Source organism: Planomicrobium soli (assembly GCF_003014655.1).
Taxonomy (GTDB): Bacteria; Bacillota; Bacilli; order Bacillales_A; family Planococcaceae; genus Planococcus; species Planococcus soli_B.
The window spans coordinates 196116-222799 of record NZ_PYAT01000004.1 but is presented as its reverse complement, the minus strand read 5'-3'; the positions used below and the strand labels follow the sequence as shown (position 1 = coordinate 222799).

Genomic DNA, 26684 nt, shown 5'->3' with positions numbered 1-26684 from the left:
CTTATACGCCTCCTGTCACGGATACTTCAAAAGGATTTTCCAGCTCATATTCTTCCGATTCCACGTACGAGTTCTCACAAATTGAAAGAACGGCTTGTTCCGATAAAGCTAGCGTTCCGTGCCAAATGTTTTTGTGAAGAAAAATTGGTCTGTCCAACAAAAATGCAGCAACTTCCTCAGGCACTTCAGAATTGGATACGCAAAGGAGTGAAATTCCCTGAAGCGGCGAGAAGCTTTCTACCGTATTCGGATGGCGCGCCAATTTTTCGATCGTTGTATTTTCAAAAGTAGAGACGGCCAACCTCCAACCGACCTTTTCGTCTTCATCGAAAAAAACCTCGAATCCTGCTGCAGCTCCCTGCTCTCCCAAGACGCCGCCATATTTTGAAAAGGTTTCAGCGGAAATTCGTTTAATAGGTCTTTTCATATCCCCACCCCAATCTTCAGACATTTTTATTTATCCCCCAGCAAGTTAGGCAAGAACAGGACGATATCAGGGATAAAGGTAATAATCAGCAAGGTCGCGACCATAACCCCGTAAAAAGGCAGCATCGCAATCGACAGCTTTTCAATGCTCACTTTTCCGATAGCACTGCCAATAAATAGCGTCGAACCTACTGGCGGCGTCACCAGACCGACTCCTAATGCCAAGATCATGATGACTCCAAAATGAACCGGATCTACGCCTACTTGTACGACAATCGGCAAAAGGATCGGAGTCATGATCAGGATCAAGGAAGCCATATCCATGAACATGCCCAATATCAACAGCAGAATCAGTACAATCAGCATGACAGTGAATTTGCTGTCAGAAAAACCAAGAATACTCGTTGCAATAAATGCAGGAATTCTAAGATAAGAAATCAACCAGCCGAAAGCGCTGGATACACCTACCAAGATCATTACAATGGATAAGGTCATAATGCTTCTTCCCAAAATTCCATTGATTTCTCTCAATGGAATTTCCCGGTAGACGAAGAAGGTGATGATCAATGCGTATACCACTGCAATAGCTGCTGACTCAGTAGCTGTAAAAACTCCTGAAATAACTCCTCCTACGACGATAAATACAGTTCCTAGCCCCAAAACCGACTTCCAAAACGATTTAATGGTCGCTTTCAAATTGAATTTATCACCTACCGGGTATTTCCGTTTGATAGCCAGAATGTAGACATAAACCATCAGCGCCAACCCGAGCAGGAAACCTGGAACCAACCCTGCCAGAAATAATTCGCCTATTGACACACCGCCTGCCACTAATGCGAAAAGGACCATATTGTGGCTTGGAGGAATCAGGATTCCTTGAACAGAGCTTGTCATCGTAACCGAAGTCGAGAACTCTGCATCATATCCCGACTTTTTCATCATCGGAATCAAGACCGATCCAATCGAGGAAGTATCGGCTGCAGACGAGCCCGATATTCCGCCGAAAAACATACTGGCTACAATATTCACTTGAGCCAGTCCGCCTCTTGCCCAACCTACCAGCGAATTGGAGAACTCGATCAACCGGTTTGAAATGCCCCCGGAACCCATTATTTCCCCGGCAATGATAAAAAACGGAACAGCCATCAGTGCGTATACGTTGACTCCTTTGACCATGTTCTGAGCTACTGTCATCAGTGGAATATCGATGTAGAGCGTCGTAGCGACAGTAGCGATCCCGATGGCAAAAACGATGTGGAAGCCAAGGACGATCAGGACAATAAAGGTGCCAAGAAGAATCGTGACTGCAATCGGATCTGTTATCATACTGCTTTCCTCGCTTTCCCAAATAAGGCTACTAATATACAGACCCCTGTCACCATGACGGATGAATAAAGCCAAGCAGAAGAAATCTTCAATCCGGGAATCATGCTGTTGGAAGTCAGTTGGATCAATTCATACCCTGCCTTCACCATAAACAATGCAAACGCTAACGTAAGGAGATAATACATCCGTTTAAAAATCTTCAATCCCCGATGGGGCAATACCAAATCAATGACGCTCATCCGGATATGCGTATTGTCCTTGAATGCCAGTGCGCTGCTTAGAAACGAAAACCAGACCATCAACATAAGAATCGCAGGTTCGCCCCATGGAGGGGTGTTGTTCAGTACATACCTTCCGAATACAATATAGGAGGTAATGATGATTTGCAGCGCCAGCATGATTTTGCATATCGTAAGAATTGTGGAAAAGAACAGATCATAAACCCGTCTGATATTAGGCATGGGGTTTCCCCGCCTTTCTAGTCAATTTAAAAGGAATTTTCCTGGATCATGGATCTAGGAAAATTCCTTGTTGCTGATTCTATCCCTAGATTTTGAACCTTTACGAAATCGCCCTTATGCCTTATTGAGTTGCTTGGATTTTTTCGATCACGTCCAAATGTTCAGCTCCATACTTTTCATATAGCGGCTTAACAGCTTCGACCCATTTTTCGCGGTCTTCCAGTTCAGAAATTGTCACACCAGCTTCTTCCATTGTTTTAAGAGAGTTCTCATCTTCTTCTTTTCCTAGTTTATGCATAAAGTCTTCCGTTTCTTTCATTGCTTCTTTCATTAACTTTTGGTCTTCTTCACTCAACGAATTCCAAGTAAGCTCGGAAACCAGGATGACACTTGGCGCAAGTTCGTGGCCATTCATCGTATAGTAAGGAGCCACCTCCGAATAATTATTGGCATCATAGCCTGCGATCGGCTGCTCGGCGCCATCTACAATCCCCGTCTGCAAAGCACTGTACAGCTCCGAGAAAGCAATCGGAGTTGGGCTTGCTCCAAACGATTCAACGATGTCCAAGTACATTTGGCTAGGCGGAACACGCAGCTTCAACCCTTTCATGTCTTCCAGTTTCGTAACCGGCTCCTTGCGGAAGAAAAAGTTCCGAGGGCTTTCCGCCAAATAACCCAGCCCGACCATTTGCTGTCCAGATTCGTTGATCACATCCAGAAATTCCTGGCCGATCGGTGAATCGATGACGTTCCAAGCGTGTTCCACATCCCTGAAAAGAAACGGCAGATGGAGAACATTCATTTTCGCCATTCCCAAATCCGATAGATAGGATGGATTTGTTCGATACAGATCCAATGCGCCCATTTGCAGCGATTGAATCATCGTCTGCTGATCTCCCAATTGTCCGGAAGGAAAAACTTCAACTGTGATGCGGCCATCCGTCTTTTCATCAATCAGCCTTCCGAATTCATAGATCGACTTTGTCACAATATGAGTATCGGGGTTAAGTTCTCCAAATTTAAGAACCAATTTCTCTTCTGCCGCTGCTGCATCCGCCTTAGGTTGCGAATCTTCTCCGCTGGATGTATTTTCCGGTTCAGTCGTAGATCCTCCGCAAGCCGCCAAAAGAAGAACCAGCATCGCAACAAAAAGCGATAAGAACACTTTCAGGTTTTTACTCATCTCTTCAGCTCCCCTTTCACAGATTCTAGCGCCATGGCTATTTCCTCTCTATCCCGTTGAACCGCAATAATGTTAACGCTTACATTCTGTCTTTGCATTTTCTCTCCCCCTTTTAGTTTCTGTCTCAATATTATCATCTGAATTTTCTGATAACTACGGTGATAAGTTGCCATACCTGGAATTTTTTGTCCTAACTTTTATCTTTTGAAATTTTGCATGTATTCTCTGGGAGATAATCCGGTGTATTTCCTGAAGGCCTTGCTAAAATAATTCGGATCTGTATATCCTGCTTCCAACGCAATATCCTGAATGGTTTTCTTCCCCTCTTCCATATGGCGGATGGCTTCATCCATTCGTATTTTTGTTAGGAATTCTTTAAATGACATGCCTTCTTGTTTCTTGAAAGAACGGCTGAGGTAAAACGAACTGACCCCAATGTGGTCGGCCATCTGATTGAGGGAAATATCATAATTCTTATAATTCTCTTTTATGTAAAGCTTCACTTTCTCCGTCATTCGATTTGGCTGATCCTGCCGTTTTTCCTCGATGTACATGATGAGGTCAATCACCACTTCTTCCATATAAAACGCCAATTCTTTGATCCCTTCAATCTCTTCAATTTCGTTCAGAACATTGTCCACGTCTTTCAGCTTGAAGTGTCCATCGTAAAATTGGATGACCCGTCTTTCAATCAGAATGCATAGCTGCTGGGCATAACGCTTTATTTGTTCCAGTTCTCCCTTGCTGACGATTTCCAGGAGAATTTTTTCTAAAAGGGCCATAGCTTCATGGATTTCCGTATTCAAGATTTTTTCGCAAAGCAAATTTTCCTGCTTATATAAATTGGGTTTTTTACTGTTTATCTCTTGGTTCAACAGGGATAAATTACGCTGAAACTGCTTTTTTGCCTCTTTATAAGAATCATTGATTTTACCTACATCTTGATAGACGGCACTTTCCCCTAACAAGGTCGGCAATGAGTCCACTTGTTTCAGCTCTTCCTGTATCCTCATATGAAGATCTTTGAAAACCGAGCTTGCCGCTTTTTGTTCGATGCTATCGGAAAAAAGAAAAAGAACGAACTCATTAAAAAATGAAAAACAGATGATGTGGGGCGTTACTGCTTTATAGCTCGCAATGACTTTCGATATAACAGCATCGCTGAATTTCTCTTCCAATGTGGAACGGTAAATAAGGCACTTGAATTTTTCATCTTGAATTTCCAAAAACTCTTTCAGCTGCATCACTTTATCTATTGAAATTTCTCTGGAATGCACCAATTCCATGATCATTTCCCTTTCAATAAAAAGGGACATCCGCTCTGTCCGCTTTTTCAATAACCGCACATCACTGGTTTCGCTTTTCTTTTGGTTCACTTTCAGAATGAGCCGTTCCATCGACCTGCAGAAATCCTCATTGGAATACGGTTTGACTAGATAATCGGTAATACCGATTTCAATCGATTTTTTTGCATAATCGAATTGTCCGTAAGCTGTTAAGATGATTATTTCGCATTCAGGAATTTTTTTTTTCACTTCCGCCGAAGCTGTCAGGCCGTCCATCTCCGGCATATTGATATCCATCAATATGATATCCGGTTTAGTTTCCAATGCTTTTTCCACAGCTTCTATGCCATTTGCGGCTTCGCCGACAATTTCTATTTTCTCCTTAAAATACTTGTTCAAAATAAAATGGATGGATTTTCTCTCAATCACTTCATCTTCTACAATCATCAATTGCAGCATGGAATCATCCTGCCTTCCTTGGTAATTTTATTTGCACTGTAGTACCTTTATTCAGGGTGCTATAAATTTGCATTAAATCGCCCTGATTGAAGGTCAGTTCCAATCTTTTTTTCACATTGGCCAAGCCGATGCTCTTTTTCTTTTCCTTTGGCAATTGCGCTTCATCCTCCGAATTCAAAATGCGTTTTACTTTCTCTTCTTCAATTCCTTTGCCGTTGTCTTGAATGATAATTTCCGCTGCGTCTTCCTTTACGCTTATGTTAATATTCACTTCTCCCCCTGATACCGTGTCATCGAGGCCGTGTATCAAACAATTTTCCACAATTGGCTGAAGGCTTAATGGGGGAATCAGGAAAGGTTCCATATCCACTTCATTGTTCATGGAGAAAGTGATCCGTTCCTGAAAACGCATTCCTTGGATAAAGATATAAGCCTGCAATGCATTCAGTTCATCGCTCAGCGGAACCATCTTCCCTTCATTCTCCAAATTGAAGCGCAACATGACAGAGATTGATTCGATCAATTTTATCGTGGACTGGTTATCCTCCAACATGGCGGTTCTGCCAACCATATTTAACGTATTAAATAAAAAGTGCGGGTTCATCTGCATTTGCAGATTTAGTAGTTGCGATTCTTTCAGGAGTTTTTCTTTTTCAATGGTCATCAGGCTCTGCTTTTGCAGTTGAAGTTCAACCTCCGCTTTTTCATTCAGTTCCGTAATGTACGTATTGATGCCCTCTTTCATTTTGTTGAAGGCATTTGCGACATGATCCAGTTCTTTATACTGAATTTCTTGGATATCCGGCAAATGCCAATTTTCTTCAGCCAACAGCTTTGCATTTGTCGAGAGTTCCTTCAAAGTCCTGAAAATATCCTTCAAAAGCATAAAGGCGAAAATAATGCTGAAAAACCCGAAAAGAATAAGAATCGAGTTGATACTCACTTCTTCCTGTCTGATTTTCTCCATAGTGGTTTCAAAGTTTTTACTGCTAGATCCCTGATAAGACATCATCAAGGACTGTGAAGAGCGGTTCATATAAATATACAAATTCTTGATATAGACCACTTCCCTATAGCTTTCACTGCCGTTTTGCTGATCGATGATAATGTTGTGGGCTTTTTCCTGCTGATAGCGGTGCATATTCGATAAAACCCTGACATGCATGAGACTTTCCCTGTCCCCTTGGATTGCTGGCTGGACCGACTCTAGGATAGAAGAGATTTCATCATTGATCAGCCCAATCTGATTAATTGTTTCATTACTTCTCGTTCTCGTCAGAACATCAAATTTGGTCGCCAATTCGTTTATGAGAACAGGAAGTGTGCTTAACCTCCTATTTTCATTGATGTAATGATCATATTCTTCTCTTATGTTGCTGTTCGCATTATTCGTCACCCAATTTCCAATCAGGTGCACGGAAGACAATGTGATCAAAATCAGCATAAGCTTGAATTTGATCGATTTTTTCTGCTTCACTGGAATTCACCTCGTTCCTCTTTTTTAATGAATCTGATTGTTAAAAGTTTTGCTCCTTTCTTCCTTAAGCACATAGTGGTGAAATAATTAGATGATTTTTAAATAGGTCGTTGTAAAGTACTTATACAGTTACCTGCATTTATAACTTTTTAAATAATCAGAATATGGGCTAATGATATAGTTAATTTCAAAAGACTGTCAATGTGTTTTTAGATAGTTCATCTTCGGCTTTTTCTTTTTATCCTTATAGGAAATAATGATTTGGCATGCAATTTCAGCTTGCCAGTCGATAGACAACATCATCGCTTGAGATAAAACCGCTTGTTTTTCAATGTAGATCGAAATTAAAAAGCCCCCTCTAGAAACCAAAAGGTTTCTAGAGGGGGCCGCCGTTTCATAACAGGGACATACCGACAAAAGAGAAATTGTACTGTCCATCGCCATGTACTTTGCCATAGTCGCTATACCATAGATGAAGTCATAGAGAAGGTCTCGTCCGATGAGACATCCCAGCCTAGCGTCAATAATACAGGGTTTCAAAAGTTTCACTTGCCTACAGGTCTAGTAAAGTAAGTTGAAATTTGTTAGTTTCACTGCTGCTTTATTTGGGGCAGTTCGGTTTGTTCTTCTGCCTATTTTGCCACTTCTTTTTGCGGATATTTTTTTATGATCCATTTGGTCATGAGAAAATAATAGACGACCGCCCCGACTCCCATTGAAATGAAGAAGGCGTAGTCCGGGAAAAACAATCCGGATAATATTCCTGGAACAAAGACGATAAAAGCCGCAGGGTTAAAATTGCTCATATATCTGTATTGCCCATGCTCATTATAGAGATCATCAATGGACAACTTTCTTTTTCTAACGAAATAGTAGTCGCTGACCATTATTCCAAGTATCGGGCCTAGAAGCAAAGAAATAATCAATAATATAGTGGAAACGTATTCCGCGAATTGCCATGGCTGAACCAGCAGGCCGATAATTCCTGCTATTATAACAGCTGTACTGAATTTCAGTTTATGCGGGAAGAGATTGACGAACACATAACCTGGGGGCATCAAGTTTTGTCCAGTGTTGGATGCAACTTGGGCAAAAATAACAAACGCAGCCAACACGAAAACCAATAAGAAGATATTGTCGCTAAAGATATCCGTCATTACTGTAATAGGGTTCCATTCTCCTGTTGCAATCCCGCTGACCATTCCGATTGCCACAAACAAAGCCATCGGGATGATCAATCCCCAGAACTGGGAATGCATACTTCCTTTGTTCAATTTGAAAAAACTTTCGTCCCTTCCTCTTTCCATGAACCTTGTCATGTCTGCAATACTAACGGCCATAGTTATTTGAGCGCCCGCCATGATGGCCATTGCCGTTACAAAGGAAGTTCCCCCTTCTCCAGGAGTCATAAAATCGGCTAACGTAATATTATATTGCGTAATCATAAAATAAAGAATATATAAACCTGTTATGAAAAGCACTGGAGTCGCTACCCAGTCAAATTTTTCAATCGCATTAATACCGGATGCCGTATTGTAAATTTGAAAAGCCCCAAAAATGATGATGATCAAAGTTAGATTGGAGTATCCAGTCAAAGCAATCATGATTTCGTTGATAGCCAAAGATCCAAGCCAAGTTTGGAAACCGAACCAGAAAATGGCCGGCAATGCTCTGATCAACGCTGGAATATGCGCACCAAGGTAACCGAAAGGTGCACGGGCGTATACTGCATAAGGTATGCCATGTTTAAGGCCGATGTCCCCCGTCAAGACAAGGAGCACCCACACAATAAGATTCCCGAGTACAGCGGATAAGATAATCGCAATTGGAGATAACCCTGGATAAAGTTGCGCTCCTGCGATAAAAGAAACCAATTGAACATACATGCCAACACTTATCATGAAAAAGCCCAGGCTAGAAACCGATCGCTCACTGTCATTTGTCGGCATAATGTCTTTCCCGCTCAGGTTCAGTTTATTGGACTTTCCTGGTTGGTCGGGCCGCTCTTTAGTAGCACTAGTCATGTTATCCCTCCTGCTTTATCGGTTTTGCTCTTTTGACAAAGGATCCATGAAACTGCTCATCTACGAGTTCACCATCAGCGATGACATGCTGGCCTCCTACTAGTGTGTGCACTACTCTTCCTTTTAGCTCTTTTCCTTCGAACGGCGTATAGTCGGTCTGCATATGCAACTGATCGGATGCGAGTAGCTGGATAAATTCGGGATCAATGATTGTTAGGTCAGCATCGCTTCCAACATCTATCCTGCCCTTTTTTGGATACATGCCCATAATTTTCGCTGTGTTCGTCGAAGTTGTTGCCGCAAATTGCTGCCGGTTTATTCGTCCTCCCTGGACCCCTTCACTGTAATAGACGATTCCTCTTGTTTCCACGCCAGGCAGACCGTTCGGAGCATTTGGAAAATAGTCTTTGTATTTATTTTTTTGTGCTGAATCATAGCAACAATGATCGCTGTTCACCAAATCCACCAAACCCTCAGAAATCATTTGCCATAATGCCTCTTTTTCTTCTTTTTCCCGAATTGGCGGACTGCAAATATACAGCTGGCCTTTTTCCTCCCTGTAAACATCTCCTTCTAATGATAGATAATGAGTGCATACTTCCGTAAAAACGGGAAGATTTTTTTCTTCCCTGTAATAGTCAAGAAGATCTTTTGTTTTCCCTGTACTCATATGAACAAATAAAGCAGAGGCTCCTGTGTCTTCTATAAGAGCTAGCAGGCTGGCCACTTCCTCGGCTTCTGCAATTGCCGGCCTGCTCGTTGCATGGCCCGCGGGTGAAAGGTTTTTCTTTTCAACATGCTTGGTTATTTCCCTTGTGATGATTTCATTGTTCTCAGCATGAAATAACGCTAACCCATCATGAGCAGCGATTTCCTTTAAAATATCATAGATGGCACCTTTGTTTATCCGGACGATGCCATCATAAACCGTAAACATCTTGATGCTTGGTATGCCTAAGCCGATAAGCTCTTTGACTTGTTGAATCTCATTAATATTGGATTCTGTAAAACATCCGTGAAAAGAATAGTTCACATAACACTGATTTTCCGCCTCCTTGAACCTCCGTTCCAATGCGTCCAATGGAGTCTCACCTTCGTAAGGAATTGCAAATTCTATAATGGTAGTCGTTCCTCCAAACGCCGCAGCTTTTGTGGCATTTTCAAATGAATCCAGAGTAGAAAATTCACCAAGTTTCAAGTTGATGTGCACATGAGAATCAATCATCCCAGGATATACTTCCATACCTGAAGCATCAATCACGTTCTGGGCCTCCGGGAAATACCTACTGTCTCCAATTTGCACAATCACGCCGTCTTTGATCCCGATATCTACGGCGGCAATTGAATCTGCATTGACCACTATCCCATTTTTGATGATAGTATCCAGCATAGTTTCTCTCCCTCTCACGAAAATGATAGACCGATCTTTTTCTTATTCATAAAACATATTTTTCAAATGTTCGATATGGTGCTTCATCAGTTCTTCAGCTTTTTTCTGATCTTTGGTCTTGATTGCGGCCAAAATCCCTTCATGTTCATGAAGTTGGTGTTCCCTTGCTTCGTAACTGAGCAAAACTTTCATATTCAGATGCCGCCATAGTGGATGGGCATCCTGCTCAAAAAGGCTGTTGGCAATCTGGATCAAAACATCATTTTGCGTTGCCTCGGCTAATTTTTTGTGGAACGCCACACCATATCTAAAAAAATCATCTATCCGTTCTTGGTTTTTTATGGTCTGCCTCAACCCCTCGTTTGTAGCTTCAATGGCTTTTATGTTTTGCTCAGTAGCCCGCTCAATTGCCAATTTCACAATAACGGATTCAATGTACATCCTTACTTCGATCAATTCGAATACGCTGCTGTCTTTAGTTTCAAACTGGAAATTCGAAGTCCGCTGCTTTACATAGGATCCGTCGCCTACCTTCACGTCAATCACATTCATGATCTCCAACACAGCCAAAGCTTCCCTAATCGATGCCCTGCTTACATTCAGCTGCGAAGCCAGTTCTCTTTCTGTCGGCAGTTTGTCTCCTGGCTTGTACATATCGCTTTCTATGGCATTATTGATTTGCTGAGCGATTTTCACATACAGCTTTTCCTTTTTCCCTATGGGTTCCAAAGACTTCATCTTCCATCCATCCTTTTTGCAAAAACTTCAAAATAATTTTCAAGTAATCTAGTTGCCTGACCAATTTTAACAACCCATAACTCCCTCTAAAAATATATTTACTAAAAATTCTCCGTATTGTTAATTAAATATTCTGAATTCAATTGCATTATATGACTGCCCTTCGAGACTGTCAATTCAAATTAATAAAATTTCGTATGAAGATACAAACTTATTTCGTTCATCTTTTAAGGTAAGCGTATTACAACAAAAAAAGCGCATCCCCGCAATAATTAGGATGCGCTTCTTTTTATCAACTACTGCAGATATCTTAAAATTACTATTAACAGCTACCCACGATTTCACCTGTCACTTTTTCGCAAAGCTCACTTTATTCAACCCAGAAATCTGAATCCGGTCCCCATCTTTTAGCGTAGTCGTCACACTTGTGACCGAATAATCACTCCGTTTGGCTGAAAGAATTTCATTGGCGATCAACGACTGGGCTCTAGTTACAATGAAATTTCCCATGCGGTCTGTCGTAGTGACTTTGTATCTTCCGGCGCTGATATCTTTTCCGACGGTCCAGTAGCCGGCGTGCAAGGTGTTCGATTTCTTATGGGCTACTTGGGTGAACAACACTTTGTCGAGGCCCATAATCTGGATTTCATCGCCTTTTTTAATGTCAGTTGTTACCGCCGTCACGCCATTTTTGGCATTGCTCGCAAGAATTTCGTTTATATAGCGGTCGTAAGAATCTACGGCGATGAACAAATTGCCTGAATAAGAAGTTGTCGTGATTTTATAGCGCCCTGCCGGTAAATGGGTGCCGGCTTTCCATGTTCCCGCACTTAAGCTTTTGCTGTAAGGGACGGTGATCGCTGCAGTGGCCGTTTTGCCGTTGCTGGTCGTAACGGTAATTTTAGCGGAGCCCGCTCCGACGGCTGTCACTTTCCCTTTGCTGTCTACTTTTGCAACTTTGGTATTTGAACTTTTCCATTTCAAGGTTTTGTTTGTTGCATTGCCCGGGCTGATGGTTGCGGTCAACGTGAGCGTTTTGCCTTTCGTAAGTGTTGCAGAAGTCTTGTTCAGTTTTACCGACTTTGCCGCTACAGCTGCAGATGTCATTTTCTCCGTTACTGAGCTTTTTGATGTAACAGCCGAGTCTGTACCCGTCTTCCCTGTTGCAGGCAACCCGTTTGCGAGAGCCTGTACTGTGGTTCCAAACACCAATGACACTAACAGCAGCAACATAAACACCTTTCTAACTATAAATACCTTTTTCACCCCTGCACCTTCTTTCTTTTTTATACTACTGTTGATGGACAACAGTAAATACCGGTTTTTCGTTGCAGTACTCTGTATCGAACCCATCTTTTCAAAAAACAGGCTTCGTATTTAAAAATAGAACGAACTGGCAATAACTTAAGCTTTTTACTTTCAAAAAACAACTGTTGGCGAAGAGAATGCTTTTCTATCCTTTTCTTAATAGAAGTCATATTAAGATGCCCAGGTTAAAAAACGGTTAAAAATAATAATTATTTAACACTAAAGACAAAAAAACACAAGAATTTATATAGAATTATGCTAGTGTAAAGCTTTCTATTCTTTTTACAAGAGCTTTACCAAAATCTTATTTGCCTTATAATTTATAAGATAAGTACATACTTTTGCAGAAATAAATGTGTAAAGTATGGCAGACATGGACCCGCCGGTGATATAATCCGGCGGGTCTTTTTTATTAAGCAACTTTATTTCTCCAGTTCACATTTTGCCTTGTATGCGGTTCATTAATAACTAATAAAATTATCTAGAAAACACAAAATCCCCCTACAAAAACCATTGTGATTTTTGTAGGGGGATTTATCTGCATTCAACTGGATTAAGTAAGCTGAATTTTTTTTAAACAGAGATGTGATTTACTATCTTCTCAAAAATTATTCGTTCTCTCGATTATCCTCTGCCTGTTTCCGTTTGCTATACTCTATCGCCTCTGCATCATGATCGACATCATCGTAATTAGTTGCTTCGTTTTCGCCATCGAAAACTTCTTTTACCTTCTTGACAGCTTTGTCGACTGCAGAGTCGTTGGCGCCTATATTGGATTGGGGTGCGCGACCCGCCGTGCCTTTTCTCGTCATTAAAAATCCCTCCTGTTTAAACTTTGTTACTAGAGTTTACCCGTAATTACTAAAATTAAGCGCATTCATTATTGCTTTGACTATTTCCGCCTCAATTTGCAGTATAAGTTGCTTCCACTATTTTCCTCATGAAGTTTTCGCTCTCTTACATGAACTATTTGTTTTTCTACATGAACTTTTAAGCTCCTTACATGACTTTCTGAACTCTCTACATACATTGCTCACCTTTTTACATGAAATTCCGCAAAAAGACACAAAAAAAGCCGCCTCCAGAAACCAAAAAGGTTTCTAAACGCAGCTAATATGCACTTATAGTGAATAACTTGAATCGTTTTCAACAAAGGGACAAACTTTAATACCAGCAACAACACCGGAACCGTCACAAAACCCTGGAAGTTCGACTGTGATCGACTCATCCTTGATAATCTTGTACGAATCGCTCACTTCCATCGTATCCGTGCGATAGGTCATCAACTCCAAACTGTTATCAGTAATTTCCACATTGGTGAATGTCGGAACATCCAATTGCTCTTTCACTGCCGCATACGGTTCTTCTTCATCTGACAAGGCATAGAATTTACTGCCGCTTGAGGAATTGACCGTTAGATAGAGCGTTCCATCCGGGTTGATGACCGCGCCGTCCTGGACCTTTTGGTTGTTCAAAGGGGAGAAACCTTTCATCTGATGGGTTCTGGCGTAGGAATGGTCATGCCCCATAAGAACCGCATCAATATCTATTTTGTCGATCGCTGGAACAAGACCTTCCCTCAGCGCCAGAATATCCGGTGAATACGCGTGCCCCCCTACGCTATAGATGGAATGGTGAAAAACAATCAGTTTCCACTTGAAATCCTGTTTTTCCGTAGCGGCTATTGTCTCTTCCATAAATTGAACGTGTTCTGCTATATCATTGCTGTTCGTATTGATATTCATGATTAACGTGTTGCCGTAGGTGTAATAATAGTTTCCCGGAGAGTCGGCCGTTTCCCCGAGTTCCTCGCTTTGGTTCGGCATATGGAAATAGTCCTTGTAGAGAATGCCGTGGTCATGGTTTCCGACGGTCGCGGCCAAAGGAATCTTCGATAGGACTTCAGGAGAAAAGAGCCCACTGTATTCCTCTTTGGAATCGGCGTTTTCCACTTGGTCCCCGGCACTCTGGATAAAGCTGCTTTCCGGGTATGTAGAGAGCGCTTTATCCAATGTGTCGGTCCAGTTTTCCACGTCCCCTTCCAGATCCCCTGAAGAGCCAAGCTGCGGATCGCCCATCAATATAAAATTGAAGTTTTCCGGATCCTGCGTTCTAAACTGCTCTTTTTCGGTCCAGTTGCCTTCGCCGTCCCCGAAGCGATAGGTATATTCCGCGGAAGATTCCAACCCGCTGATGGTCGCTTCGTTTTCGATCCATTCACCGTCCGCTTTTTGGGTTGCGGCTTTGACTTGTTGCGCTTTTGCATCGCCACCCGCTTTGGCAAACTCAATCACGCCTGGAGCAGAATCGCCGGAAGTCAGCCAAGAGAAATTCACTCTTGTTTCATCGCTGCCGGGCGATATGGAAAAAGAAGTGACGGAATAGTCCCCCGGCTCAGCCTGATCCCTTGATACGAAAAAACTAAAAAACCCGATCAATGCCAGCAGAACCCCTGCACCAAAAAACACCCGCCTTTTTTTGTTTTGAACTGGCCCTTTCATTGAATACCACTCCGATTCCAGTTTCTCTAGATTCTAATCAGGCATTGCTCTTCTATTTCTTAAGTTGTATACCTTCATCTCATTTTTAAGTTTAAAGAAAATTTAGATTTTTTCATAAGAATATTATACAATAGCGTAGGTTTTTATTACTACTAACATTAGCATTCTATAGTTAAATTACAGTTAACTTAATGATAAGAAAATCGAAAGACAGTCATGAAAGGAATTCAGTTTGTAAAATAAATAGATGCTAGAAAATAGCGAGCATGTTTCTTTCCCACATTCATATTTACAATTCTATATCTATGTCGCATCAATTTTTTAACTAAATAGAAGCTTATCCCACTAATAAATGGGATAGGCTTCTATTTGCAATCTAATATCATCAAGGGTGATATAAGGATTATAATTTTTGACTATAGAAATTAGCATTTATAAAACTCAATGTATATACGAAATGCTAAACCAGAACCGACAACCACACTCCATCCTTACCCGTTAAGCAAAATCATAGACTTCCGTCTCCCCGTTTTCCGCAACGTCGCATAACTTCCGGTAAATCCCTCTATCCCAAACCCGCTGCCCGATGTAATAGTCAAATCTCGTGTTCTGGCTGAATTGCTTTTTGAAGAGGTGCCTGTCGCTTGCTACAGGATCGATCAGCCAGCTGCTATCGAGAATGAGATCAACGCCCTTTTCTTTTCCCCATAACGTGAGGCCGAAGTGCATGATATGCTCCGGTGAGAGATAGCAAAAAGAAGGATTTACTACAGACAGGTGGGTAAGCAACACATTGTTGGAAAGAAAGTTCAATCCCATGCCAATCACTTGCCCTTTATATAACGATTCAACAAGCACAATCTGTTTGCCAAATGATTTTCCACATTCCCCAAAAAAGTCGGCCTTGAATTTCTTCTCGCCTTTCCCAACAAAAGAAGAATAGAATTTATAAAACTGATGAAGATTTTTTGGCTTTTCTATAATCCGATATTCGACGCAAGCCTCTAAAGCTCTCCAGACCGTTTTTTTAGCAGTCTCCGAAAACTCTTCCTGAACCGGATCTGCAAACGTTTGCAAATCGGTGCCGAATATTTGGCCGATATAATGAAGATCATAGCATTCGGCAAAATCTTCTGCGTTCCCTGTGACCGGGTGAAAACGCACGTATTCCCAGACAATCCGATGTTCCTTGCAGTACCTTTCAAATGCGAGATCGAACTCATAAGCCAACTTCCGTTTATTCGCCTCTTCGCAGCCGGTAATTATCGGCCCTCCGTATGCACAGGACGTAACGAGTTCATAGAAAACTTTTCCGCCGATTTTGATCGGAATCTCCCGCTTGGTGAATATATGTTTTACCGTTCCCAATGCATGTAAGAAATCGAATACTTCGCACGTTCCATTTTCCATGGCTTCATGCAACCGGCCAAAGCTTTGATCGACATACAAATCTTTCATCATTCCAGCCTCTCTTCTTTGAAGGATTCCGTTGTCTCCTTTTGGCCCCAGTCTCTTCTTATTAAGATAGATGCTAGACCCATTAGGTTAAAATCCGGTTAAAATAATTAACCACTTAGGTTGAAAAAAAAATAACGCCTTTTAGTAACCCAACATCACTGGCTTACCAAAAGGCGTTTCTTGTTCTCTTCTGTTATCAGTATTGCGTAATCTATTTTAGAGCTACTTGCAAAAGCGTACAGTTAAATTCTCAAATCCACTTACTATAAATTGTCCACCCCCTTCCAATATTTTCTTCATGAAGTTTTCAGCTTCTTACATGCACTTTTTGAGTTTCTACATGCACTTTCCAGCTCCCTATATGACTTTTCAAATTCACTTCATGCTGTTCTCGCGTTTCTTCATGAACTCACTGCAAAAAGATACAAAAAAAGCCACTTCCAGAAACCAAAAAGGTTCCCAGACGCAGCCGCCGGTTAATATATTTCAATCTATAGCAGTATTTCTCTTCTAGTTCCACATTCTACTTCTTCAAAACCCCAATTACCCGCCCATTTATATAGACATCTTCACTTCGCATCATAATCGGTTCGTAGCTTGGATTTTCCGACAGCAGAAGAATTTCGCTGCCCATCGCCATGTATTTTTTCATGGTCGCTTCACCATCGATGACTGCAATGACAATGTCGTTGTTCGATACAGTGTTCTGCTGGTGAACAATCACGATATCACCTTTATCGATTCCAGCACCGGTCATACTGTCGCCGGTGACGGTTAATGAGAAAGTTTCGCTCGGTGACACCACCCATTCACGCGGTAAGTGAAGCGTTGTTTCGTATGATTCGCTTGCCAAAGTAGGAATTCCAGCCGCAACGTTCCCAATCAATGGCACCGCCACCGTCTCATGCACTTGCATCAGCACTTCTGAACCTGCTTCTTTCACTTCGATTTGGCCAGGTGCATCTTGTTCTTCCGCATAGTCATACTGCCTACCGTTCTTGAAATTTTTGTACACCCGCCGGCTTTTTGTATCCGGTAGAAACTGCGGACGGCATTTCGGCAAATCCTGCACTTCTTCGCCTTGCCGGTCGATGATTTTGACTTCAAGCCCGTCGGTTGCGATTCCGTAAAACGCGCGGCTGTCAGCTTCCAAGTAACTTTTCACTTGTGCCACGGCGTCTTCGATGCCGCTGCCAAATCGCTTCACTTCTGCAATGATATACGGTCGCGCCTCCCCACCGGAATAAACCATTACCACAATGTCGCAATAACCTTTTTTCGAGAACTGCTGCACGGGATACTCCAATTGCATCAGTTCCAGCGGATAACCATAGGTTTCATTTAATTCCCGGATCAGCCATTGGCGGGTAAGCTCTTCTTTGGAATGAAGATCCACCAGTCCATCTGTTAACCGGTAATCGGTCATGCTGATTGATTCGAATGGCCGGAGAGACGCGTCTTTTTTCATCCGCAAATGCTTGCGGTTGATTTCCTTGATGAAACTGGAAGGCTTTTTCACAGAAGACATATACAACAGCTCATTTGCCCGAGTCATACCAACATACAGGAGCTTGCGCTCATCTGACTCCACTGTCTTTTGATCTTCGGCATCCGCATACAAGTCCTGGGGAATCAATCCGCTATTCAAGTCAATAAGAAAGATGACTTTAAACTCTAAGCCTTTTATCGAATGCATCGTCACCAGTTTCACTTTATCCGATTCAAAATCCGGATCTTGGTTTTGCAAGATTTCGCATTGAATTCCCGCCTTTTCCAAGTCAATCGCTGCGCTTTCAATATTTCGTTTCCCTCTTGCAACGATGCACATATCAGACAAAGCATAATCGTTCTTGAGCAAATTGATTTCATCAGCCAAAAACTTCACTTGCTGCTGAGGTGTTAAAAAGAACCGGTAAATCGGCGGATGGCCGTGCCGGTCAATCAAAGCAGGTTTGACAAAATCAACATTCGACTGGATGCTCTCATCCGCTTCGATTAAATGGAACGCCGCTGTCGAAATCTCCGTCGTCGTCCGGTAATTTTTGCTTAGCGTCCGTGATTTCCCGCTCATATCAAACCCAATTGTCGTATATGGCCGGCCTTTCCCGAGCCAAGATTGCGGGTAAATGCTTTGCGTATTGTCCGCAACGAACATTAGTGAAGAATGCGCCTTTTCTTTGTACAGCTCTTTTAGAAACTCCAGCTGGACGCGTGTCAAATCTTGGCTTTCGTCGATAATGATATGTGTGTAGCTGCCTGAAGCACTTTGCCGCACTTCATTCAGTGCCTGAAGATTCATCTGCTTAAATGTTACAAACCCTTCTTTTTCGAGCAATTGCCAAAAAAACCGCGAAACTTCAAAAATAGCCGCTCGTGTTTGCGAGTTTTTCAGCAATTTTTGAGGTGTCCCGCTATTGCCCGACGCCCGCCCAATCCTGTCAACAGACTGATACGTTTCTACATCTTCCATCGAACAGGAATAAAGCCATTCTACTTCGTCCAGCAGGAATCTGCTGTTCTTCGGTGATAGCAATTTCACTTCCGGATAGGATTTTTTCACCTCATGGATGGCCATGATCATCGCTTTATGTATCTTTTCAACAGAAGCAATTTCAAGCTTTTTTCCTATCCGCTTCTGATAGTTTCTAAATGCCGTAAACATCAAGCTGTCGATTGTCACAATCTCCACTTCCGCATTCGACGTGAAAAAGCGCTCCGCATCTTGCTCGCTGTCAGCCAACCGGTCATACTGATGCTTTATATAATTTAGTAAAGTTTTGTTATAAGTGACTAGCAAAATCTTGTCATCTTCTTCATGGCAATAATGATCCATCAGGAACTGGATTCTTCGTATGGCAACAGTCGTCTTTCCGGATCCCGCAACCCCCTTCACTAGCATAGGGCCCGTTGGTTCCAGCTCAACAATCCGGCGCTGCTCAACATTTAGCTTCATTTTTGACACTTCCCGTCTCTTTACAACTTCTACCTTTATTTTATGAATATTGACATACAATAGCAAGGGATAAAAGACTAGTATTCATTGAATTGAAAAATTCATGAGAAGTTTCACTTTCAATATTTTTTTCATGAAGTTTTCGCCTTCTTACATGTGTTTCTCGAATTTCTAAACGAACTTTTAAGCTTCTTACATGACTTTCTGAACTCTCTACATGCATTTCCGCCTTTCTACATGAAAACTCACAAAAAGATACAAAAAAGCGCCTCCAGAGACCAAAAAAGTTGCCCAGACGCAGCCGTCGATTCCCACAACTATTCTGTTCCCGTTTGCTGTACTCTACCCCTCCTGCCTCATAATTGAAGTCACCGTAGTTTGTCCCTTCGAACTCCCTTCTATTTAAACTCTGTTAAGAGAGTTCACCCGCAATCATCAGAAATAACCACGTTAAAGTGAACCTTCCCCCGCTTTCCTTTACAATAGACCTACAGGAACTTGGTTGCCCAATAGAGGTTACTAATAGACAACCAACTTTCATCAGTATATTCCAAGGAGGCTTCCCATGACGACAGTAAATGACATCATCCAAGCAGAGGATTATGGACAGTTTGAGATAAAAGAAATCTACCAGGCAGCGCAGCTTTTGTTGCAGGAATTCCAGAAGACGAAGCAGGAACCGGAGAAATTGGGAGACCTGATTACGCATTTGAAAAAACGGCTCGAAGGCCAGGCGGCGTATCCGCTGGCGGTGATGCTGGAATGCAGCCAGTTCGGCATCCGGCATCAGTTGCAGCAAGACTGGAACAGCCCGATGAAGCAGCGCCAGCTGTTTTTGTTTGAAAGCCTCCACTTCCAATTTCGCGGGAAAGTGCCGGCGACCGTATGGAATCAAATCTGCCTGAACTATTCAGAGACGCTGATCTACGTTGGACGTGCAATTGAAGGGATTCAAGTGGTGGAGACCATGGTTGAGGTGGCCGATGATCCTTCGTTTGCCAGAAAAGACGGCGAACGGGGCTGGGGACTCCTGTTTTATTCCACTTTCCTGCAGGACACGATCGAGAAAGCCGAAGCGCTTCATGCAGCGCGTGATTTTCTCCGGCAATCGCTCGAGAAGATCCAGGATGAAAATGGACGTGCCATTTACGCGGAGCGGTTGAAGCTTGCGGAAAACATGCTGGAAAAGCTCGGACCGGTCGATGTGACCTCGGGCTATAAACCGAACTTTTTTGAAGGCCGCGAGAAGGAATACCGCGACTGGTGCGCAAAACACCGGCTTTTGCTGAATAGCACGAATGAATTTGATGCGGATAACATGATGAAGATTGATACGCTCAGCTACCGCCACAAGGGCGATGACAAAAATCACGGCGCTTTTCTTTCCGGCTTTATGGATGCGCTCGTCTCGGAATTCACATCACTCCGCTGGACGCTGTTCGAGGCGCTCGAACAGGACGCAAAAGAGTCGAACCGCAACGAGCGGCTGAAGAGCGTGTTCCGGCAGGCATTTTCGTTATTTGATAAGATTGCTTCCTTCTTGAACCAGTACTACAAACTCGAAGTGCCGGAGCAGCGCGTCGGCATGCAGCGCATTTGGTTTGAGGAAGAACATCCGAAAAAGCCGCTCAAGCCCTTCATCCAGAACTCAGAAAATGCCGCTTTAAAGGCGCTCTATTGGCAGGCGAAGGAAGTATTCGGCTATGAACGCTCCGAGCAGCAAAGCATTCCCATGCTCCGCGCGCTTCAGTTGTGCCACCAGATGGAACGAAGCTTTATGCAGGTCATCGACTCACCGGAAGAAGTGGCAAAAGAAGGCGAACTCCGAAAGCATCAGATGACGCGGTTGGAGCTTGAGCGTTTGTCGATGGCTATGACGTTCAGGGCAAGGAATGCATTGATGTATTTGGGCTTTGCGTTGGGGTTGAGGAAGAAATAGTTGGGAAGCGATAAAGAGCGCGGGCAGCTGGTATGCTGTCCGTGCTCTTTTTTGTTTGCTCATAATATAAATTATGCTTTTTTCTATGGCATAGTATGTTCCTACGATTGATAATGATCAAACTCGTACTTCTCCTTAAACGAACGCATGAAGAGTACCATTTGAGTTCGGATATAACCGCTTAAAGGCAAGTTGAATTGCGTTTTAATGTCAATCAGCTTGACTTGACCATCGCAGTAGACAACTTTCCCTTTATAGTTTAACATTCAAAAATCGATTGAAGTCTCTGCAATGCATACAGATTTTCACTAAGAATCGATCTATAAAAATACAATAAGACACAAAAAATTAAAGCCTGATCCTCCTATATGGAGAATCAGGCTTTTTCATCCAAACCAGCAATTGGTGTTGATTGTTTTTCATTATCAATAGAGCGTTGATTTTTATCTCTTAATTATGTCCGGGCAATCCTGCAATCAGATTAACTGATTGACTTTTTAAACGCTTCCAGTCCTGCTGCATCTATAGGATTTATGTACTCTAATTTAAAATTCTTTTTAATATAATCAAAATCCCGATCGTTATTACTGTATAAAGTGGCATTATGGAAAATAGCGGAAGCAGCAATCAGAGCATCCCCATGCTTTAATTTTTTTCCGGTCTCTATATTCCATTTCCTTCTTATTTCAGCAGCTTTCAAGGCTATATCTATTGTTGTGCTAATGATTCCATCTGCTGCCTCGATATAGCCTTGCCTTGCTGCTCTTATTTCTTCATTCGTTTCTACTTCGTGATACCACATCAATTCCATAGCGATGATAGAAGGCATGTGAATTTCTTTTCCACTATCGATTACCTGATCAAAGAGATCCTGTAGCGGACGGTATCCCAAATAGTGGTTTACATATATATTTGTATCAAATATTACAATTTCTCGATTCAATCCTCCTCTTCCCTCCATGCTCCTTCGCGATTGCTTAAACGATTAAGCTCTTCAATGTTATCTCCTAAATCCAGGGCTTTACCGGCAAGCTCTTTGTAACGTCTCTTTTTCTCTTTACGCACTGCTAAATCTGTTTCTTCATCATCCCGTTCCTTGGACTCTCCAATTATCTTCACTTCAGAAAAAAGACTTAAGATTTCCTCTAACTTTTCCTTTTCACTTGTTTTAACTTTATATTCTTTAATAGCCAAGTTAAACACCCCACTCCTGCTTCTTTTAATCATTATAACATCTTACATTTTATTTACTCTCTCAAAAAGACTAAATAATCTAACAAATGAAACTTACTCTGTATCACAGGGACGCGACATTCATCGAACTTCCATTAACACTCCTAAAGTTGTGATAAGAATCTGTCATTTTATCAGAATTTTCAGAATTATCGTTGATTCTTCAAATAATTATTATATAATTAGTAAAAAGATGATTTGCAAATTTTCATGTTTCTATTAATTAGTAAAATTATTTAGACGTAAGATATAAAAACTACTAAGAAAGGAGTTTTTGAATATCTAATTATTTTTATTCATAACACCTAACATTTTTGATTGGAGGGTGAAATATGTACGCACATAAAAGCTTAATTAGATTAGGGATAATAAAAATCAATAAAATCAAATACGAATTAGCTGAAGATTTCAATAAACTAGAAAATGAGCTTGAAAAATTTCAATACGCTCGTAAGTTACAATTAAAAGCAACTGCAACCGAAGAAGAAAAAAAGATCCGTGAAGACTTAGCTACACTTTATATTCGCATTAATATCATTGAAATTACAGCGATTTTTAAAAATCTACGTTATCTCGCTTCATTTGTTCTTGGTTTGAGCATAATAGCATCATGTTATGGCATATGGTATGTTTTTAATTTCATCGATAGTTTCCCAAATCCAAGTACTACTACACCAAGTACTACTACAAGACCTTTTGACACCTCAGTAGCAGCATTGATAATAATTCCAAATGTAATTGGTGGATTGCTTTTTGTTCTCTATTCCAAAATCATAGATCAATATAAGTATTTTTATGAAAAATTAGATAATGTTACAGATATTAGAACAGCTGATCTTTATATTAAGGCAATAGAAAACGCTGATTTGAAAATTACTCTACAAAAAGCTTTTGTTGAAAATTTGTTAAAAAGAAGCAGTGAAGAAATTTCTTCTATTTCTTCTACTTCTTCTACTGCTACCGAGAATACTGGAACTGCCGGGAACACTGGAACTGCCGAGAACACTGGAACTGCTCAGAACACTGGAACTGCCGGGAATACTGGAAATACACTAGCAGCAGTAGTAGCGGCAATAGCAGCGGTTTTAGTTGCAGCTGTAGTGGATCGAAATAACTTAAGGTAAAACGCTAAAGAGATAAATTCGCACAAAATAAAACTGACCTGAGAACTCTTCAAGTCAGTTTTATTTCCTTTTTTAGATTAATAATATTTATCATTATTATTATTTTTCTTTTAATATATTGCCTTGAAATGTCATCAAAATAAGCTTAATTATCTTTGTGGTTAAATTTATTAATAAGCTTATGTGATTGTATCAGGCATAGTTTTATGTACAATATGAGGCCTCTAAATTCCTTCGATTTCCCCCCTGTGTTCTGCTCAATTATGACTACTAAGATTATCTAATAAAAATACAAAGTCCCCCCTCCAAAAACCATTATAATTTCTGGGGTGGGATCTAACTACATGCAATTGTAATGAATGGATTGAATTGCTTTCAACTTGTCTAAACTGCTATATTATAAACCTTCTCCTACTTGCTTTTACAATAAACTTAAAGGAATTCAAAGGCTTAATAGCATTAATTGAAACTTCTTATATACCTGGAAAACAATAGTTCTTTGGATTGCCAGTTATCTATTTACTATCGCCGGGCGCTTTCCCAATGCCCTAAACATGCAGAAACCATCTTCGAAACCAGATGATTTCATTGAGGTTGGCTATTTTGACTAGTTAAATGTCCTATCACCAGCACTTGAAGAAAATTCCCTTATCAGATCAGCAAGTTAAACAACGTCGGATCATTATTAATTTCCTTATAAGGAAATCCATTCTCGCCCATTCGTTGCACAAGCGGGCCGTAGTCTTCCCGGCACTTTAGTTCGATGCCGACGATGACGGGGCCTGCCTCACGATTGGTCCGTTTTGTGTATTCAAAATGCGTGATGTCGTCCTGCTCTCCCAGAACCTGGTCCATAAACTTCCGCAGCGCGCCGGCACGCTGCGGGAACGTGACGATAAAGTAATGCTTCAGCCCTTCATAAATAAGCGATTTTTCTTTGATCTCTTGCATCCGCTCAATATCGTTGTTGCCGCCACTGATAATACATACTACATTTTTCCCTTTGATTTCTTCTCTATAGAAATCCAGCGCCGCTACCGACAAGGCACCTGCTGGTTCCGCTACAATCGCATTTTCGTTGTATAGCTGCAGAATGGTCGTGCAGACTTTGCCTTCAGGCACAAGTGCGATATCATCCAAAACGCCGCTGCAGATTGCTACCGGCAGCTCGCCAACCTGTTTAACCGCTGCCCCGTCGACAAATGTATCAATCGAATCGAGACGGGTCACTTTGCCATTGCTCAGCGATGCCTTCATACTGGCAGCTCCCGCAGGCTCAACGCCGATTAGTTTCGTGGACGGGCTAATCCCTTTTAAATACGTTCCAATGCCTGACGCTAACCCGCCACCGCCGATGGCACAAAATGTATAGTCGACCGGCTCCTGCATGTCGTTCAGGATTTCCACTGCCACAGTGCCTTGGCCGGCTATCACCAGGCTATTGTCAAATGGATGGACAAACACCTTTTCTTCGGCTGCACCAGATTCGACTGCCGCTGTATAGGCATCGTCAAACGTATCTCCTGTAAGGACGACTGATACTTGATCGCCGCCAAAGCGCTTTACTTGGGAAACTTTTTGGCTAGGAGTTGTCAGCGGCATGAAGATTTTCCCTTCAATTCCCAGTGCAAAGCAGGAGTACGCAACGCCTTGAGCATGGTTGCCGGCGCTGGCACAAACGACTCCTTTGTTTCGTTCTTCTATCGACAGGCTGCGGATAAAGTTATAAGCCCCACGCAACTTGAATGAGCGCACCACTTGCAAATCTTCCCGTTTCAAATAGACGTTACAGCCGTACCTAGCAGAAAGAATTTCATTTCGCTGCAACGGCGTTTTGATCACTACGTCTTTGAGCGCCTGGTTCGCCACCATAATCTCTTCAATCGATACTTTCGACGTTGTTTTTCTTTCCAATTCTTCGATGTGGTTTCTAGCCATATGGGTCACCTTCTTGTTTTTTGTATTTCCTTACTCTACCACAATATATTGCATAATTGGCAAGAAGATTTCGACAATATTGTTGCTGTGCTTGAAACAGATAGAATCCGTTTCTCAAACAGTTGGTGTTTGCTGGAACGGCTTTTTTGGACTGGAGGGGCAGTAGCAAGGTAGAAACGCTGCGCCTTTCGTAATCGGTTAACGCTATTCATTACAGCACTGGCTAAGTTGGGAAAAGAATTGAAGATCCATCCTTCAACGCCAATTTAAAAATCGTTACTGCCAAAATTCCCGAAAAGAGGCTTCACTAAAATTGTGGAAGAAAAAATTGAAGAGACGTTGACAAATTTCTCGTTTGAAAATAAGTCTTCCATTCTAAAAACCTTTTTCCCTTCGATTTATTCACCTTTTAATCTCGCATTTTTTCTTACATGAACAATATTTCCTCCTACAGCTTAAAACTTATTTAAGATATAGGGATGCTTCAACCAACAAAAAAAGATATTCCGCAAATTAATTGGGAACATCTTTTTTATTTTATCTATTAAATTACTGATTAACTAACGACTCTTTAATTTTCTTTTCAAACAACTCAAGTAGCTGCTCTTTCAGCTCTGGACGCTTCAATGCAAACTCAATCGTCGTCTCAATAAATCCAAACTTCTCACCCACATCAAACCGCTGTCCTTCAAAATCATAAGCGTAAACTGACTGCACCTCGTTCAGCTTCTGAATGGCATCCGTCAATTGAATTTCTCCTCCTGCACCCAATTGATGCTCTCCCAAGAAATTAAAAATTTCAGGAGTTAAAACATACCGACCCATAATGGCATAGTTTGACGGAGCAGTTCCAGCAGCCGGCTTTTCCACGAAGCGATTGACTTTAATCAATCTTCCATCTACTCGAACCGGATCAATTATACCGTAGCGGTCAGTATGATTTCCGGCTACTTGCTGAACGCCAATCACACTCTTACCTGTTTGTTCATGCTGGTTCATCAATTGCGCCAAGCAAGGTTCTTCGTTCTCAACAATGTCATCACCAAGCAATACTGCGAATGGCTCGTTTGCAATGAAGTTACGGGCAGACCAGATAGCATGCCCTAATCCAAGTGGCTGCTTTTGGCGGATATAATGTATTTCAACGTTAGACGTTTCAAGGACGCTCTCCAACATATCGAGATTGCCCTTTTTTAGCAAGGTTTCTTCCAATTCAAACGCATGGTCGAAATGATCTTCAATGGCGCGTTTTCCTTTACCAGTGACGATTATGATGTCTTCAATTCCGGAAGCGATCGCTTCTTCTACTATGTATTGAATTGTTGGTTTATCAACAATCGGAAGCATTTCTTTTGGCATGGCTTTTGTTGCAGGAAGGAAGCGTGTACCGAGTCCTGCGGCAGGAATTATTGCTTTTCTTACTTTCACTCTCTTCACCTTTTCATTATTATTTATTATTA

At 41.8% G+C, this 26684-nt stretch carries 21 protein-coding genes; 2 read left to right on the top strand and 19 right to left on the bottom strand.

Translation table 11 applies throughout. From position 1 onward, the window contains the following. Position 1: 1 nt before the first annotated feature. The 15 genes from B0H99_RS07020 to lexA form a co-directional block, all read right to left on the bottom strand. Positions 2 to 451 (bottom strand): ureidoglycolate lyase, encoded by a 450-nt coding sequence (locus B0H99_RS07020; RefSeq protein WP_106532942.1) that lies wholly within the window; start codon positions 449 to 451, stop codon positions 2 to 4. Between the two features lie 2 nt (positions 452 to 453). Beyond that, positions 454 to 1752, bottom strand: a complete 1299-nt coding sequence (locus B0H99_RS07015; protein ID WP_181313600.1) for a TRAP transporter large permease — start codon at positions 1750 to 1752, stop codon at positions 454 to 456. Next, the gene (locus tag B0H99_RS07010; protein WP_106532941.1) at positions 1749 to 2213 is read right to left on the bottom strand and encodes a TRAP transporter small permease; all 465 of its coding nucleotides are present in this window, start codon (positions 2211 to 2213) and stop codon (positions 1749 to 1751) included. The genes B0H99_RS07015 and B0H99_RS07010 overlap by 4 nt, the downstream gene beginning before the upstream one ends. Before the next feature lie 121 nt (positions 2214 to 2334). Continuing rightward, entirely contained in the window at positions 2335 to 3396 is a 1062-nt protein-coding gene (locus B0H99_RS07005) for a TRAP transporter substrate-binding protein (RefSeq protein ID WP_106532940.1), read from the bottom strand. Positions 3397 to 3593: 197 nt separating this feature from the next. After that, positions 3594 to 5141 (bottom strand): response regulator, encoded by a 1548-nt coding sequence (locus B0H99_RS07000; protein ID WP_106532939.1) that lies wholly within the window; start codon positions 5139 to 5141, stop codon positions 3594 to 3596. A gap of 4 nt (positions 5142 to 5145) precedes the next feature. Continuing rightward, positions 5146 to 6618 carry a sensor histidine kinase gene (locus tag B0H99_RS06995; RefSeq protein ID WP_106532938.1) on the bottom strand — a complete coding sequence of 491 codons (1473 nt, stop codon included), beginning with the start codon at positions 6616 to 6618 and terminating at the stop codon, positions 5146 to 5148. 198 nt (positions 6619 to 6816) lie between these two features. Next, positions 6817 to 7074 (bottom strand): hypothetical protein, encoded by a 258-nt coding sequence (locus tag B0H99_RS06990; RefSeq protein WP_146137251.1) that lies wholly within the window; start codon positions 7072 to 7074, stop codon positions 6817 to 6819. A 176-nt stretch (positions 7075 to 7250) separates the two neighbouring features. After that, positions 7251 to 8642: a cytosine permease gene (locus B0H99_RS06985; protein WP_106532936.1), complete on the bottom strand. Its 1392-nt coding sequence runs from the start codon at positions 8640 to 8642 to the stop codon at positions 7251 to 7253. A 1-nt stretch (position 8643) separates the two neighbouring features. Beyond that, a complete protein-coding gene (hydA, locus tag B0H99_RS06980) occupies positions 8644 to 10032 on the bottom strand; it encodes a dihydropyrimidinase (RefSeq protein WP_106532935.1) in 1389 nt (462 codons plus the stop codon). A 42-nt stretch (positions 10033 to 10074) separates the two neighbouring features. Next, on the bottom strand, positions 10075 to 10770 hold the full coding sequence (locus B0H99_RS06975) for a FadR/GntR family transcriptional regulator (RefSeq protein WP_106532934.1): 696 nt from the start codon (positions 10768 to 10770) through the stop codon (positions 10075 to 10077). Between the two features lie 348 nt (positions 10771 to 11118). After that, positions 11119 to 12036: an Ig-like domain-containing protein gene (locus B0H99_RS06970; RefSeq protein ID WP_245894426.1), complete on the bottom strand. Its 918-nt coding sequence runs from the start codon at positions 12034 to 12036 to the stop codon at positions 11119 to 11121. Between the two features lie 650 nt (positions 12037 to 12686). After that, positions 12687 to 12890, bottom strand: a complete 204-nt coding sequence (locus B0H99_RS06965) for a hypothetical protein (protein WP_106532932.1) — start codon at positions 12888 to 12890, stop codon at positions 12687 to 12689. Between the two features lie 309 nt (positions 12891 to 13199). Then, positions 13200 to 14579 (bottom strand): purple acid phosphatase family protein, encoded by a 1380-nt coding sequence (locus B0H99_RS06960; protein ID WP_106532931.1) that lies wholly within the window; start codon positions 14577 to 14579, stop codon positions 13200 to 13202. Between the two features lie 498 nt (positions 14580 to 15077). Next, positions 15078 to 16040, bottom strand: coding sequence for a GNAT family protein (locus tag B0H99_RS06955; protein WP_106532930.1), 963 nt, complete (start codon positions 16038 to 16040; stop codon positions 15078 to 15080). Between the two features lie 520 nt (positions 16041 to 16560). After that, positions 16561 to 18990, bottom strand: coding sequence for a transcriptional repressor LexA (gene lexA / locus B0H99_RS06950; protein ID WP_106532929.1), 2430 nt, complete (start codon positions 18988 to 18990; stop codon positions 16561 to 16563). A gap of 565 nt (positions 18991 to 19555) precedes the next feature. On the opposite strand from lexA, the gene B0H99_RS06945 reads away from it, so the two are divergent. Beyond that, the gene (locus B0H99_RS06945; protein ID WP_106532928.1) at positions 19556 to 20929 is read left to right on the top strand and encodes an LA2681 family HEPN domain-containing protein; all 1374 of its coding nucleotides are present in this window, start codon (positions 19556 to 19558) and stop codon (positions 20927 to 20929) included. 481 nt (positions 20930 to 21410) lie between these two features. On the opposite strand, the gene B0H99_RS06940 is transcribed toward B0H99_RS06945, so the two are convergent. Both B0H99_RS06940 and B0H99_RS06935 read right to left on the bottom strand, forming a co-directional pair. After that, the gene (locus tag B0H99_RS06940) at positions 21411 to 21872 is read right to left on the bottom strand and encodes a type II toxin-antitoxin system VapC family toxin (protein WP_181313599.1); all 462 of its coding nucleotides are present in this window, start codon (positions 21870 to 21872) and stop codon (positions 21411 to 21413) included. Continuing rightward, positions 21869 to 22123: a hypothetical protein gene (locus tag B0H99_RS06935; protein WP_146137250.1), complete on the bottom strand. Its 255-nt coding sequence runs from the start codon at positions 22121 to 22123 to the stop codon at positions 21869 to 21871. The genes B0H99_RS06940 and B0H99_RS06935 overlap by 4 nt, the downstream gene beginning before the upstream one ends. 371 nt (positions 22124 to 22494) lie before the next feature. On the opposite strand from B0H99_RS06935, the gene B0H99_RS06930 reads away from it, so the two are divergent. Beyond that, on the top strand, positions 22495 to 23286 hold the full coding sequence (locus tag B0H99_RS06930) for a hypothetical protein (protein WP_106532925.1): 792 nt from the start codon (positions 22495 to 22497) through the stop codon (positions 23284 to 23286). A gap of 651 nt (positions 23287 to 23937) precedes the next feature. On the opposite strand, the gene ilvA is transcribed toward B0H99_RS06930, so the two are convergent. Further along, complete coding sequence (ilvA, locus tag B0H99_RS06925) at positions 23938 to 25224, bottom strand: threonine ammonia-lyase IlvA (protein WP_106532924.1); 1287 nt, start codon at positions 25222 to 25224, stop codon at positions 23938 to 23940. 549 nt (positions 25225 to 25773) lie between these two features. Beyond that, the gene (gene galU, locus B0H99_RS06920) at positions 25774 to 26652 is read right to left on the bottom strand and encodes a UTP--glucose-1-phosphate uridylyltransferase GalU (protein ID WP_106532923.1); all 879 of its coding nucleotides are present in this window, start codon (positions 26650 to 26652) and stop codon (positions 25774 to 25776) included. Between the last annotated feature and the right edge of the window lie 32 nt (positions 26653 to 26684).

Coding starts and splice junctions, on each gene's coding strand:
- B0H99_RS07020 (WP_106532942.1), bottom strand. CDS start 451: ATGTCTGAAGATTGGGGTGGGGATATGAAAAGACCTATTAAACGAATT.
- B0H99_RS06985 (WP_106532936.1), bottom strand. CDS start 8,642: ATGACTAGTGCTACTAAAGAGCGGCCCGACCAACCAGGAAAGTCCAAT.
- B0H99_RS06990 (WP_146137251.1), bottom strand. CDS start 7,074: ATGGCAAAGTACATGGCGATGGACAGTACAATTTCTCTTTTGTCGGTA.
- B0H99_RS06955 (WP_106532930.1), bottom strand. CDS start 16,040: ATGATGAAAGATTTGTATGTCGATCAAAGCTTTGGCCGGTTGCATGAA.
- B0H99_RS07010 (WP_106532941.1), bottom strand. CDS start 2,213: ATGCCTAATATCAGACGGGTTTATGATCTGTTCTTTTCCACAATTCTT.
- B0H99_RS06930 (WP_106532925.1), top strand. CDS start 22,495: ATGTACGCACATAAAAGCTTAATTAGATTAGGGATAATAAAAATCAAT.
- ilvA (WP_106532924.1), bottom strand. CDS start 25,224: ATGGCTAGAAACCACATCGAAGAATTGGAAAGAAAAACAACGTCGAAA.
- B0H99_RS06960 (WP_106532931.1), bottom strand. CDS start 14,579: ATGAAAGGGCCAGTTCAAAACAAAAAAAGGCGGGTGTTTTTTGGTGCA.
- lexA (WP_106532929.1), bottom strand. CDS start 18,990: ATGAAGCTAAATGTTGAGCAGCGCCGGATTGTTGAGCTGGAACCAACG.
- B0H99_RS07005 (WP_106532940.1), bottom strand. CDS start 3,396: ATGAGTAAAAACCTGAAAGTGTTCTTATCGCTTTTTGTTGCGATGCTG.
- B0H99_RS07015 (WP_181313600.1), bottom strand. CDS start 1,752: ATGATAACAGATCCGATTGCAGTCACGATTCTTCTTGGCACCTTTATT.
- hydA (WP_106532935.1), bottom strand. CDS start 10,032: ATGCTGGATACTATCATCAAAAATGGGATAGTGGTCAATGCAGATTCA.
- B0H99_RS06975 (WP_106532934.1), bottom strand. CDS start 10,770: ATGAAGTCTTTGGAACCCATAGGGAAAAAGGAAAAGCTGTATGTGAAA.
- B0H99_RS06965 (WP_106532932.1), bottom strand. CDS start 12,890: ATGACGAGAAAAGGCACGGCGGGTCGCGCACCCCAATCCAATATAGGC.
- B0H99_RS06945 (WP_106532928.1), top strand. CDS start 19,556: ATGACGACAGTAAATGACATCATCCAAGCAGAGGATTATGGACAGTTT.
- B0H99_RS07000 (WP_106532939.1), bottom strand. CDS start 5,141: ATGCTGCAATTGATGATTGTAGAAGATGAAGTGATTGAGAGAAAATCC.